General features: G+C 45.9%; 8 protein-coding genes and 1 rRNA gene. 4 read left to right on the top strand and 5 right to left on the bottom strand.

Features of this window, described 5'->3' with window-relative positions; all coding sequences use genetic code 11:
* The first annotated feature begins 30 nt into the window (after positions 1-30).
* Together ACRD7P_RS01435 and ACRD7P_RS01430 are read left to right on the top strand one after the other, a co-directional pair.
* Positions 31-2,862: a glycoside hydrolase family 9 protein gene (locus ACRD7P_RS01435; protein WP_430905691.1), complete on the top strand. Its 2,832-nt coding sequence runs from the start codon at positions 31-33 to the stop codon at positions 2,860-2,862.
* A 470-nt stretch (positions 2,863-3,332) separates the two neighbouring features.
* On the top strand, positions 3,333-7,898 hold the full coding sequence (locus ACRD7P_RS01430) for a glycoside hydrolase family 9 protein (protein ID WP_430905690.1): 4,566 nt from the start codon (positions 3,333-3,335) through the stop codon (positions 7,896-7,898).
* Positions 7,899-8,081: 183 nt separating this feature from the next.
* Here ACRD7P_RS01430 and ACRD7P_RS01425 read toward each other — a convergent pair whose 3' ends face one another.
* The gene (locus ACRD7P_RS01425) at positions 8,082-8,900 is read right to left on the bottom strand and encodes an HAD family hydrolase (protein ID WP_430905689.1); all 819 of its coding nucleotides are present in this window, start codon (positions 8,898-8,900) and stop codon (positions 8,082-8,084) included.
* 314 nt (positions 8,901-9,214) lie between these two features.
* On the opposite strand from ACRD7P_RS01425, the gene ACRD7P_RS01420 reads away from it, so the two are divergent.
* Positions 9,215-9,637, top strand: coding sequence for a secondary thiamine-phosphate synthase enzyme YjbQ (locus ACRD7P_RS01420; RefSeq protein WP_430905688.1), 423 nt, complete (start codon positions 9,215-9,217; stop codon positions 9,635-9,637).
* A gap of 58 nt (positions 9,638-9,695) precedes the next feature.
* Here the strand turns inward: ACRD7P_RS01420 and rplT are convergent, their stop codons facing one another.
* The 4 genes from rplT to thrS form a co-directional block, all read right to left on the bottom strand.
* Complete coding sequence (gene rplT, locus ACRD7P_RS01415) at positions 9,696-10,040, bottom strand: 50S ribosomal protein L20 (RefSeq protein ID WP_430905687.1); 345 nt, start codon at positions 10,038-10,040, stop codon at positions 9,696-9,698.
* 89 nt (positions 10,041-10,129) lie between these two features.
* On the bottom strand, positions 10,130-10,327 hold the full coding sequence (rpmI, locus tag ACRD7P_RS01410) for a 50S ribosomal protein L35 (RefSeq protein ID WP_430905686.1): 198 nt from the start codon (positions 10,325-10,327) through the stop codon (positions 10,130-10,132).
* Positions 10,328-10,414: 87 nt separating this feature from the next.
* A complete protein-coding gene (infC, locus tag ACRD7P_RS01405) occupies positions 10,415-10,969 on the bottom strand; it encodes a translation initiation factor IF-3 (protein WP_430905943.1) in 555 nt (184 codons plus the stop codon).
* Positions 10,970-10,995: 26 nt separating this feature from the next.
* Positions 10,996-12,933 carry a threonine--tRNA ligase gene (thrS, locus tag ACRD7P_RS01400; protein WP_430905685.1) on the bottom strand — a complete coding sequence of 646 codons (1,938 nt, stop codon included), beginning with the start codon at positions 12,931-12,933 and terminating at the stop codon, positions 10,996-10,998.
* A 669-nt stretch (positions 12,934-13,602) separates the two neighbouring features.
* On the opposite strand from thrS, the gene ACRD7P_RS01395 reads away from it, so the two are divergent.
* Positions 13,603-13,666, top strand: a 16S ribosomal RNA gene (locus ACRD7P_RS01395); the annotation flags it as partial.

The following is a 13,666-nucleotide window of genomic DNA, read 5'->3' as shown; positions in this document are numbered from 1 at the left end:
AAAAACACGAACAAAAAATCAATTTTTAACATGTTAAAAAATAATCTAAACAGTATACTGTTATTCCTATTCTGTTGCTATGGTAATTGGGCCATAGCCCAAGGCGATTTCAACTATAGCGATGTATTAGGCAAATCCATAGAATTCTACGATGGTCAGATCTGTGGTCCGCAACCATCTTGGAGCAGGGCCGCTTGGCGGAACAACTGCCACATGAACGATGGTTCGGATATTGGCAAAAACCTTACGGGAGGTTGGCACGATGCAGGCGATCATACCAAGTTCAACTATGTGTCGGCGCAGGCCACCCGTGTGCTGGCCTGGTCCTATTTACAGTATAGGCCATCCTTCGACAATTCCGGAAATAAAACGCATTTATTGAACCATTTGCGACTATCGGGCGATTTTATGATAAAGCTCCATCCATCGGCCAACGTATTTTATGCGCAGATCGGTCGTGCCAAGACCGGTAGCAATCCAGAGCACAATGAGTGGGTTGCACCGAGTTTGCAGTCACCAAGTATCGATAGGAGCGTAACGACTATCAACACTTCCAAACCCGGTACGCACATGGCGGCCAGTAATGCTGCCGCCTTTGCCAGTCTTGCGATGGTGTTCAAAAACGAGGACGCCTCTTACAGTTCCTCCTTGTTGCAGCATGCCAAGGACCTTTTCAGTTTCGCGGACAACCATAGAGGAAACCACTACGATCAACTGGGTTCTCCCGAACCCTACCCGATGAACGATTTTGACGATGATCTTTTTGTTGCGGCAATATGGTTGTACAAGGCCACGAACGAAAATCAATATCTTGACCGTGCCAAAACGGAATACAATAAAGTGAGCAATAACGTAGGTTGGATGATGCATTACCGGGACCACGCGTATGAAGGATACCTGTTGATGGCACAAATTACCGGTGAACAAAAATATTACAACTCTGCTGAAAACTGGTTGGACAATGAGATCGATAACGCTCCAAGAACGAATGGAGGCCTTTACTACAGAAGTAACTTTTTGGCCGCTTCCTTGGCACAATCGATGGCCTTTGGCGCCTATTTCTATGCGGAGCTTCGCGGTACCGGTTTCTCAAAGTATAACAAATATCGAAACTTTGCCTTTCAACAAATTGATTATGTGCTTGGGGACAACCCAAGAAATAGCTCCTATGTAGTAGGCTACGGGAACAACCCTACAACGATTACGCATCATCGTGGCGCAAGTGGTGTTCCACAGAACAGTACCGCCCCCGATAAGCACGTCCACGTAGGTTCATTGGCTGGTGGTCCGCAACAGAACGACAGTTTTAACGAAGTACGTACCGATGTAAAATCGACGGAACCGGCTATCAGCCAACAAGCGTTTTTCGTGGGAATGGCAGCGATGATGGTAAAAGAAACGGGCGGTGGTACCCCTGTCCCGGATCCAGATCCCGTTACGGAGGGTTCTCAGGAAATAGAAGGCAACTTTACTGTGTTCAACGAGGCTGGAGGCAGTTTTAGTGTTGGTGTGGATAACAGTAACCCGGGCGCTAGCAGCGGGCAATATGTACGTTTGTTCGAAACCAACGACGAATTATCCACGACATTTACGGTTGCGGAGTCCGGTGATTATAAGATCGATCTGCGCGTGCGTACCGGAGAGCTATCGGCGAGCAGCACCAACAATATGGTTGGCCAATATGAGGTCCGAATAGACGGTACGATACGTACCTTCAGTTTTGTATCGGGCTCCGCTTCGGCCTTGGACGGCGATACCTATTGGGGACGCATCTCCCATACGCGCAACCTTTCCGCTGGAAGCCATACCGTAAGGATCAAGGCAAAGGCGAATTGGCTAAAAGCGGACCGTCTGGATTTTGAGAAGACTACCGTAACCCCACCGCCACCGCCAAGTAGCGGCAATTCCATTACCATACGGGCCAAAGGCGATTGTGGAACGGAAACAATGCAGCTGCGTGTGGACGGAACCACAGTTAAAACTTGGAACAATGTAAGCACCTCCTTTGCCACGTATACTTATAATGGATTTGCCTCCGGTGAGGTCAGTGTCCATTTTACCAACAATGGTAGTTCTGGAAGCTGTGGCGATAAAAATTTAGAGGTCGATTGGATAGAAGTATGTGGTACACGACTCCAGACCGAAACCGAAGCTACCGAAACGGCAAGCTGTTGCTTGGGAGATCCAGATAAATTGTACACCAATGGCAACTTTAATTTTGGGTCACGCAGCTGTGGCGGTCCGGAAACCGGTTCCGTTGTTGTCCGTGCAAAAGGGGATTGCGGTACGGAGACTATGCAATTGCGTGTGGACGGAACTACCGTAAAGACATGGAACAACGTCAGTACCGCTTTTACCAGTTATACCTATAACGGATTTACTTCCGGAGCGGTTTCCGTCCATTTTACCAATGACGGGAGCTCGGGAAGCTGCAGCGACAAAAACCTACAGGTCGATTGGATCGAGATTTGTGGTGCACGACTGCAAACGGAGACACAGGCAACGGAGACCTCCTCTTGTTGTGCTTATGACCCCGATAAACTATATACGAATGGAAATTTCAATTTTGGGAACCGCAGTTGTGGTAGCGCTTCATTAAAAACGGAACTTTCGGAAACCGGAGCACCAGCAATTTCATTTTTTCCAAATCCGGTCCGTAACGGAGTTGTCAACCTTGTTTCGCAAAACGACTTTAGGGTACGGATATTGGATATGCTAGGCAGAGAGGTGTTAAATAGTCCGGAAATGCAAGCAGGTACAAGAGAGTTGAGTTTGGACGGACTACGTTCGGGGCTTTACATCCTTGAAGTGACCGATATGCTTTCAAGGAACCGAAGCACATCTAAATTGATTGTAGAATAAAGGAAGTTTTGAGATTCGAAAAGCGAACTGTCGTTCAATGGCGGCAGTTCGTCTCGAATCTTATATAAAGCGTCAAATGGTGGCATTTTGTTGGATTAAAAACCACCTGTACGTATTCTTGAGAATAAAATAGGACAGAGTACCGTGCCGATCAAAGCCGGTATACAGGTCGAACAGGGCCATTATGGCACTGCAGTAAAAAGGCAAACGCCTTTATAAATGTTATCCCAGATCATACCTATAATCTAAGGAAGTTTATGGCAATACGTTCTTTTGACTGAACTGATATTGCATCTGATCGCCAGAAGTACCCATGCGGTATAATGGACAGGATTTCAATTGTTACCTAAAACGAACAGATGATCAAGAACTTGTAACTTAATAACCCGTGGTTCGTTACGATTTTTAAAAGGCCTCCACTATGGATGGCCTTTTTACATTGTAATGAAGCGCAAATACTTGAATTAAATATGAAAACAACATTACACGACCAATTTAAAAAAGCCTTTGTTTTAGGAGGGCTATTTTTTCTGGTGTTGGGTTCGGCCTCACTGTTCGGCCAGGCCATCAATACCAAAAAGAACTACATTCGGATAGACCAATTTGGATATCCGATAACCGCCAAAAAGAAGGCGATTATTGCTAAGGCCATGGAAGGCTTCAATGCCGGTGCCGGAATTGATCTGGACGCGACCGTTCCCGTAGTACTGCGAAAGGTATCGGATGATACGGTGGCATTCGAAGCCATGGCAACGCTTTGGAACGATGGTGGCACGGACGCACTCTCGGGCGATTCGGGCTGGTGGTTCGATTTCTCGAAACACTGTGCCGCCGGCACCTATTATATAGAGGCTACCGAAGAAGGGGGGAACAAGGTGGCGTCCAACGTATTTGAAATCAGTAACTCGGTATATGACAACATACTGCGCGTAGCGGTAGAAACGTTTTATTACCAACGCATGGCCCAAGATAAAACAGGGGCATACGGCTCTGGTTCACGATGGACCGATGGACCTTGGTATTTGGGTGCGGGACAGGATACCGAAGCAAAATACCTGTACGGTGAGGAGACCAAAGATGTCAGCGGGGGATGGATCGATGCCGGTGACCCGAACAAGTATATCACTTTTGCCACAACGCCCGTTCATCAATTGTTGACCACCTACCAACAACATCCGGAGTTATGGAATAGACTCGAATTGCGTATTCCCGAAAACACCAATGCCCTTCCCGACCTATTGGATGAAATAAAATGGGAACTGGACTGGATACAAAAAATGCAGAACGAGGACGGAACGGTGCACAGCAAAGCGGGAATACGGGAGGATTTTAACTATGTTTCGCCACCAAGCTCCGATACTAGGGAGCGATGGTACGCACAAACCTGTCCCGCTGCGGCCATAACCGCTTCCGGTATGATGGCACATGGCGCCGTAGTGTTAAGGGATTTTCCTTCGGAGGCCGCTTATGCCGAAACGCTTTTGAACCGTGCCGAATTGGCGTGGCAGGCGTATAGTAGTGCGCCCGACAAGGCCGCAATTTGTGATAACGGGGAAATAGAGGCGGGGGATGCCGATGGTCCCGGCGACCATTATCTTTCCGAAAACGTGGCGGAAGCCGTTACTGCGGCGGTTTACCTGTACGAGGCAACGGGAAAGGCGGAATACAACGACTTTATTATAGCGAATTACAATACGGTCCGACCCTTCGTTTCGGGCGATTGGGGCATCTATCGCGCACACCAAAGCGAGGCCATTTTATACTATACTACACTGCCCAATGCGGACGGTGCTACGGCAAATGCCATTCGCTCCCATAAAGAGAGTGCCCGTACAAGAGAAGCAAGAGGATATGTTTTGAACGATAATCAAGATTTTTATCAGGTAAACCCATACTTTTTGAATTGGGGAAGCAATGCCCTTTTGGCAAGACAGGCGACCGACAATTATGATTATTTAAACTACGGTTTGGATGAAGGGGCCCATTCCGAATACGAGAAAACTGCGGATGGTATTCTGCACTACTTCCATGGGAGCAACCCGCTGGGAATGGTTTTTCTTAGCAATATGTACGATTATGGGGCCGAATTCAGTTCCGATGAGCTCTGGCATACCTGGTTCGTACCAGGCGGTGCCTATGACGGTACGGCCAATGGCGTAGGGCCCGCGCCGGGATTCATAACCGGTGGGGTAAACCCATTGGCGAACGGGGGTACTAAAATCGCCTTAGGCGGTGTCGTTTACCAAAATGCGTCATTGGGTGACCAACCCGGACTAAAGGCATATAGCGATGAGAACAATTACATCGGCGGGGCAAGCGAAAGCCCATGGGCCCTTGTAGAGCCAGCTATTTACTATCAAAGTAGTTATATCAAGCTTCTGGCCAACTATGTGGCTCGTAATGGAGGAGAATCTCCGGTTCCCAATGTGGAGCGGGCCGTTGCGGGTAGCCTTGAGATCGAAGATGTTTTTGAAGTATACAAGGAAGCAGGTGATAAAAGCGATATCGTAGCGGACGGCTCCAACGCAGGGGCCAGCGCCGGAGGATTTGTACGGCTTTTTGATTGTGGCGATGCCCTAAGTTTCGATTTTGAAGTGGGTATTACGGCCAAATACGACTTGGCCCTACGATTGCGGGTCGGCGAAGTCTCGGAAACCCTGACCAGTTTGGCACCGAATTATGAGATTTCCATAGATGGTGAGGTAGTCACCGATTTTGATTTGGACGAAGACACGATATCGGACTTGGACGGAGACACTTATTGGGGAGAATTAAAAGCTGCCCGGTACCTTTCCGAAGGAACCCACACCGTTGTGGTAGCGGTGAGCAAATATTGGTCAAAGGCCGATCGTTTTGATTTTGGCCTATCGGAGGACGATGCTACCTATGTGGATGATATTAGTGCCGTTACAGTTAACGAAGAAGTTGCCCCGGGTAGCGTTCAAGAAGTGGTGGTCGATTATACTGCGGGTGTGGACCGGGAGGTGGTGGTTGCCTTTCAACAGGCAATAACCCCATATACGGTATACGATGCCGTGGTAACACCGGTAGCCTCCGGTAACGGGCAGATTACGGTAGCATTGACCATACCGGAAGACGTGCCGATCGCTCAGGACGAATATCAATTTCAAGTGTATATCGTACCTGCTGGCGGTGGCTTTAACGATTTGATCGACAGTTTGCCCGTAACGGGAATCGATGTTACGGATGGTACGCCACCCCCGGGGAATACCGAGGGTATTTTAGAAATAGAGGATGTATATGAAGTGGTCAGTGATGTCGGGAACAACAATTCCGTCAGTGTGGATGACTATAATCCGGAAGCAAGCAATGGCCTTCACGTGCGGTTGTTCGATGCCGGGGACGCATTGCGTTTTGATTTCAACACGGCCCAGGACGGCGAGTATAGGTTGGCCGTGAGACTTCGGGTAGGAGAGGCGACAGGTACGGAATCGAACCTGGCTACGGAATATCAAATTAGTGTAGACGGTGAAGTAGCCACCTTTGAACTCGATGAAGCTACCATTACCGAGCTAGATGTGGATTCCCATTGGGGCGAAATGGTATTGACGACTTCGCTTACCGCCGGAATTCATAACATACAGGTCGAAGCGCTTCGAGATTGGTTAAAGGCGGATCGGTTTTCTTTCGAACTCATCGGCGGCGATTTTGAGGACGACGTGGTCAGTGTGGATGGTCCGGATGTGGTGGCACCAGGTGGCAGTTACACGCTTAGTGTAGCCTATTCCGCGAGTGAGGCAAGGGAAATCAACGTTGCTTTCCAATTGGGAATCGCACCTTACACTACTTTTGATTCTCAAACAGTTCCGGTAAACCTCGGAACCGGTACCGTGGAGGTTGTTTTAAATATACCAGCGGATGTAGAAATAGCCGCCGATATTTATCAATTTCAGACCATATTGGTCCCTATTGGGGGCGGTTGGCCAGATCGTTTGGACAACTTGAGTATCGGAAGTGTGGACGTTAGCGATAGCGAACCTGATACGGGAGGTAGCGATGTAATAGAAATCGAAGATGTTTTTGAGGTTGTGGCCGATGTCGGCACCAATAATAGTGTTGCGCCCGATTCCTTTAACCCGGAAGCTAGTAACGGACAACATGTTCGTTTGTTCGATGCCGGAGATGAATTGAAGTTCGATTTTACGGCCTCCGAGTCCGGTGACTATACCTTGGCGGTCCGTTTGAGGGTAGGGCAGGCTTCAGGTACAGATCGTGATTTGGTGCAGAGCTATGCGCTTCGTGTAGATGGAGAAGCTGCAGCGTTCACCTTGGATGAAGATTCCATTAGTGCATTGGATATCGATTCCTATTGGGGATACCTAACGGTAACCATGGCGTTGACCGAGGGACAACACACTATAAACGTAGAAGCTTTGGCCGATTGGTTGAAGGCCGACAGTTTTACGTTTGAGATGATCCCTGATGCTACCGTAGCTTTTGAGGACGACATCATAGCGGTAGATGGACCGCAGGTAGTAGAACAGGGTGGAGAGGCCCTGGTTACTATTGAATATTCGTCAAGTACCGATAGGGAGGTAGTAGGATGGTGGCAATTGGGAGTGGCTCCCTACACCATTTTTGAAACCCGTACCGCTTTGGTCTCGGAAGGTACCGGAACATTGGAATTTACCTTTCCGATCGCTGCGGATTTGGCCCCTTCTACCACCGATTATCAAATACAGATATTGATCGTACCGCCAGGAGGTGGATGGCCCGAAAGAATAGATAATATGGCATTGGCACCAGTAGAGGTTAAAGCTTCTGGTTCGGGTGCTAAAGCGGCTACCTATTCCGTATTCCCTAACCCCTCATCTACGGGAAGCGTTACGGTGGATACACAAAATGAGTTTTCGTTCCAATTGACCGATTTTTCGGGAAGAACGGTTTCGGAAGGCAAAAAAACAAGGGGAAACAATACCTTGGACATCAATGGTTTTACCCCAGGGCTTTACATCTTACAAACAAAGGATAAAAGCACCGGAAAAGTCAAGACGATGAAATTGATGATTAAGTAACCCACCATACCAAGTGAAACGAAAAAGCCCTGGTCCTTAGGATCAGGGCTTTTTTTATATCATATCGTTCAATACCCTAGCACACCATATAGCCAAGGATGCCCTTTGTTTTTGCATCGGCCAAACTGGATAGCGTATATCATTTTTGCTTTTTATTTGGGTAATTTTAAGGTAGAAATGGGATTACGATTCCATCGTCCCGGGATTTATATGGAGCAGTTGTTCCAGAACGCGCTCTACACCAAAATCATCATTACTGTTCGTGCTATGCTTGGCCGCTTTTTTTACATCGGGATGCGCATTGGCCATGGCAAAACTGTAATCTGCCAAAGCCAGCATTTCCAAGTCGTTGAAATAATCGCCGAACACCATAGTCTCGCTGGGCTGTGTTCCATAAAGCGATTGGACTTTCTGAAGCGCATGACCTTTATGTGCGTTGGGGCTGGAAATGTCCACCCAATTCGGACCAGATATTTTCACCATTAAATCTCCGTTCAAGTGCGCTACGACAGGGTAAATATAACGTTCCGAACTTTCGGGGTGGTAGATCGCAATTTTAAGAAGCTCCCCATGGTACGCCTTTAGTTCGGGAAGTGTTTGGTAACTGGAGTAGTACTCCTTTAGCTTGTTAAGAAAATTGGAGGCGTTCTTGGCAATATAGGCACATTTTTTTCCGCACAGTACCGTATTGATGTCGGGAATGTCGGCCAAAAGTTCAAGAACCTCATATTGTTTTTCCGAAGCAAGGGGCGTAGAAACGATTTCCGTACTGCCCTCCATCGCAAATCCGCCGTTTTCGGCAATCACCGTAATCTCATTTTTAATGGGTTGTAACTTATCGATGATGCTATCATACTGTCTACCGCTGGCGGCTACAAAACGTATTCCATGTTGGGCCAGTTTTGGGAAGAGCTCAAAAAAGCGTTCGCTCACTTCGTGGTTCGAGTTGAGCAATGTACCGTCCATGTCGCTCACTACCATCTTAACGCTTGAAAAATCCATAGGCTTATAATTGAATGCGCAAAGGTATTTGTTATGTGTTTGATATTGGTTTGGTTTATATCATTTCTAATGTTAAATTATGCAAGTAAAAACCAGGGATTTTTTGGGTAGGCGAAAAAAAGAATCCAAGCATACCAGTAGCTCTGGTTAGATTTTATTTTGAAGCATACACAGAAAAGAACAATTTTTAATGGGTAATCTAACATCAGAAATGGTATGAGCACCTTTTATCGTTAACTTAATGGTGAACGCGTTTAAACGTTTTCTTGGGGCCTAGCAACAAGTTTAAACGAGTTCAATAAAAACAACAGTGTATGCAACTAGTTCAAAAAGAAATCCGGTTACAGGCCTGTAGGAGGGGCTTTCATTTGATTACCGAACAGATTATCAACGCCATTCCAGAAATTGGCACTATGGATCGTGGTACGCTCCAAGTTTTTATAAAACATACCTCTGCAAGTCTCACCATAAACGAAAATGCCGATCCTACGGTCCGAAAGGATTTTGAGAGCCATATGAACGTAATGGTTCCCGAAAACGCGCCGTATTATATTCATACTTATGAAGGACCGGATGACATGCCCGCACATATAAAAGCTTCCCTCATGGGAGCATCGGTACAAGTGCCCATTTCGTCAGGAAAGTTGAACCTGGGAATATGGCAAGGGGTGTATCTTTGTGAACATCGCGATCATGCTTCCGGCAGAAGCTTGGTGCTAACTGCTTTTGGTATATAAAATAAAAAGGTCCAACCATTCGGTCGGACCTTTTTTAAGTGAGATAGGTTTGAGATAATTATTTTACTTTGTCGACCACAGCTTTGAACGCATCGGGATGATTCATGGCCAAATCGGCCAATACCTTTCTGTTGAGTTCGATTCCGTTGGATTTTACCTTGCCCATGAATTGGGAATAGGACATACCGTGCATCCGCGCACCGGCATTGATTCTGGTAATCCACAAAGCACGAAAATTACGTTTTTTGTTCTTACGATCGCGGTATGCATAAAGCATCGCTTTTTCTACGGCATTTTTAGCTACCGTCCATACATTTTTACGTCTTCCAAAGTATCCTTTGGCTTGCTTCATCACCTTTTTTCTTCTGGCTCTTGAAGCTACTGAATTTACTGATCTTGGCATTTTTTTTAATTTTTTGTAGCAGGCGCCCCAATACTTTGAGAACTTTTTGGCCCGACTCCATGGTTATTAATAACTGACCTGTGAACGGATTACTTTAAGCGTAATTGTTCTTTGATACTGTTTACATCCGACTCATGCACCAATGTGGAATGCGTCAATGCGAGCTTACGCTTTTTCGATTTTTTAGTCAGGATGTGACTCTTAAAAGCGTGCTTTCTTTTGATTTTACCCGAGCCCGTAAGCTTAAAACGCTTTTTGGCACTGGATTTTGTTTTCTGTTTAGGCATGTTTTCCTATTAAATTAAATCTCACTTATGAAATGTAACAAGCCCCTTTAAGGGACTTGTTATCATATTTTAAAAACGGCCTTACCGTTATTTTTTCGTTTTCGGCGCAATGAACATCGTCATACGCTTTCCTTCCAATTTCGGCATTTGCTCCACTTTTCCAAGCTCTTCCAGTTCGGAAGCCAATCTCAAGAGCAAAATCTCTCCTTGGTCTTTATAGACGATCGAACGTCCCTTAAAAAAAACGTACGCTTTTAACTTGGCCCCGTCTTTCAGGAACTTCTCTGCGTGTTTTTTCTTGAACTCGTAATCGTGGTCATCGGTATTCGGACCGAATCGTATTTCTTTTACGACTACTTTTGAGGCTTTCGCCTTTAATATCTTCTCGCGTTTCTTTTGCTCGTAAAGAAACTTTTTGTAATCGATAATTTTACATACCGGTGGGTCCGCTTTTGGCGATATTTCTACCAAATCCAAACCGGCCTCTTGGGCTTTGTCCAAGGCGGCTCTTATGGGATAAACACCAACTTCAACATTGTCACCTACCAAGCGTACTTGGGACGACAAAATTTTTTCATTGATCTTGTGGGGATTTTTATTCTCCCGTCTAGGTTGGGGCCTAAATCTTTTACGTATTGCTATGACTGATACTTTTTAGAGTTAAACATTTAAAACGACTTTAAGGTACTATTTATTTCGGTATTCACCAACTCCTTAAAATCTTCGATTCCAATGGAGCCTAAATCTTCCCCTCCATGTTTTCTTACGGAGATGGTGCCATCGGCTTCCTCTTGTTCCCCTACAATAAGCATATACGGGATTTTCTTCATTTCGGCCTCCCGTATTTTTTTGCCTACTGTTTCATTTCTATTGTCAATGAGGGCGCGAATTTCGTTATTTTCCAAGGAATTTAAAACTTTTTCGGCATATTTTTCATGCTTCTCGCTAACCGATAGCACTACCGCCTGGTCGGGAATCAACCATAGCGGGAAGTTTCCACCGGTATGTTCGAGCAGTAAAGCTATAAATCGCTCCATACTTCCAAAGGGTGCCCTATGTATCATAACGGGCCGATGTAGCTCGTTATCACTACCTTTATATGTAAGTTCGAAGCGCTCGGGTAGGTTGTAATCTACTTGAATGGTACCCAATTGCCAGTTTCGGCCCAAGGCGTCCTTTACCATAAAATCGAGCTTCGGTCCATAAAACGCCGCTTCTCCGGTTTCCACAACATAATCAAGACCTTTTTCTTTGGCCGCGTTGATTATGGCGTTTTCCGCTTTTTCCCAATTTTCGACCGAACCGATGTACTTTTCCGGGTTGTCCAGATCCCGTACCGACACTTGCGCGGTATAGTTTTCAAAACCTAGTGAGCCCAACACATATAAGGAGAGGTCGATTACGTTTTTAAACTCGTCATCCAATTGGTCCGGGGTACAAAAAATATGGGCATCGTCCTGGGTAAAGCCTCGCACCCGAGTAAGACCGTGCAATTCGCCACTTTGCTCGTAGCGGTAGACCGTTCCAAACTCGGCATATCTTTTAGGGAGCTCTCGATAGCTAAAAGGTTTGTGCTTGAAAATTTCGCAGTGGTGCGGACAATTCATCGGCTTTAGCAAAAACTCTTCGTCTTCCTTTGGGGTCTGTATCGGCTGAAAGCTATCCGCGCCATATTTTTCATAATGGCCGGAAGTAACATAAAGTTCCTTTTGCCCGATATGGGGGCTGACCACCATTTCGTATCCGGCCTTTTTTTGGGCCTTTTTCAAAAATTGCTCCAACCGTTCTCGCAATGCGGCACCTTTTGGCAGCCATAAGGGCAATCCTTGTCCCACCTTTTGGGAGAAGGTGAACAGTTCCAATTCGCGTCCCAATTTTCTATGGTCCCGTTTTTTTGCCTCTTCCAGCATTTCAAGATATTGGGTAAGCTCTTTCTGTTTTGGAAAGGAGATGCCGTATACGCGGGTAAGCATTTTGTTGTTTTCGTTACCTTGGTAGTATGCTCCGGCAACGCTTAATATTTTTACCGCTTTTACGATACCGGTATTGGGGATATGACCTCCCCTACAAAGGTCGGTAAAGGTAGCATGGTCGCAAAAGGTGATGGTCCCGTCTTCCAACTTATCGACAAGGGCGACCTTATATTCGTTTTTATCTTGATAATAGGAAAGTGCCTCGGCCTTGTTTACCGCTCGCATACGAAATTCATGTTTCTCCCTAGCTATGGAAAGCATTTTGTCCTCAATCGTCTTAAAATCCTTGTCCGATATGTTGTGCTCCCCCAGATCGACATCATAGTAAAAACCATTTTCAATGGCCGGGCCTACCCATAACTTTACACCGGGATAGAGCTCTTCCAGTGCCTGGGCCAAAATATGCGCCGAGGAATGCCAAAAAGCCTTTTTTCCATCGGCGTCCCTCCAGGTGTACAGGACCAATGTGCCATCTTGCGATAAGGGGGTGGTCGTTTCTACCACGGTATCGTTGAATTTTGCTGAAATAACGTTTCTGGCAAAACCTTCACTGATGGTTTTGGCAACGTCCATAGGAGTACTGCCTTTCGGGCAAGCTTTTACGGCGCCGTCTGGTAATGTAATATTGATCATGTCCCGGGTTTAGGATTAAGTCGGCAAAGATAACACCTAGTTCCGATGCCTACAACAGCGATCGTATTTTTAAACGGTCGCCCCTTTATCCCGCATAAACGGATTAAAGGAATGACGCGCGATTGTATTTCGATAGGCGGCGATACGGTAGGGTCTGAAATATAGTAGGGGATTTTTATCGGTATGTAATGTAGGGCGTCAAATAGTATTAGTATGGCATATGGATAAGAGTGTTGTTATGGTGTTTTTTGGAGTATCTGTTTGGAGCGAGGGACAAAAAAGGTTATTTTTAATGCCCTTTAAAAAAAGAATAAGGCTAAAACCTTAGGAATTAAGGGGTTGAAATAAGGGGGTGAAATTATTTTAAAAAAGATTTCGATTTTTATTTTTTATTTAAAAAACCCTCTTATATTTGCACCCGCTTTGGCACTGAGGCGTGATAATGAATAGAGGGCCGAGCGAGTTACCGGACGGATAATTTGGGCCGGATAATAGGAGTTCATTGACATATTGTAAAGACAACGAATAACCGATGGGAGCTACTCCTATCGGAACCTTTTCCCTTCTTTTTTATAAGAAAGTGGAAAAGCGCAAGATGAATTAAATCGAGCGACGGGGCCGGGAATTTTTTTTGGATTTGAGAGGTTACTATATATTATATAAGAATCGACAATGAAGAGTTTGATCCTGGCTCAGGATGAACGCTAGCGGCAGGCCTAACACATGCAAGTCG

Origin of the sequence: Maribacter sp. 2-571 (assembly GCF_050589625.1) — a bacterium.
Classification (GTDB): Bacteria; Bacteroidota; Bacteroidia; order Flavobacteriales; family Flavobacteriaceae; genus Pelagihabitans.
Note: the sequence above shows the minus strand (reverse complement) of the source record. Positions and strands in the feature narration are given on the sequence as shown.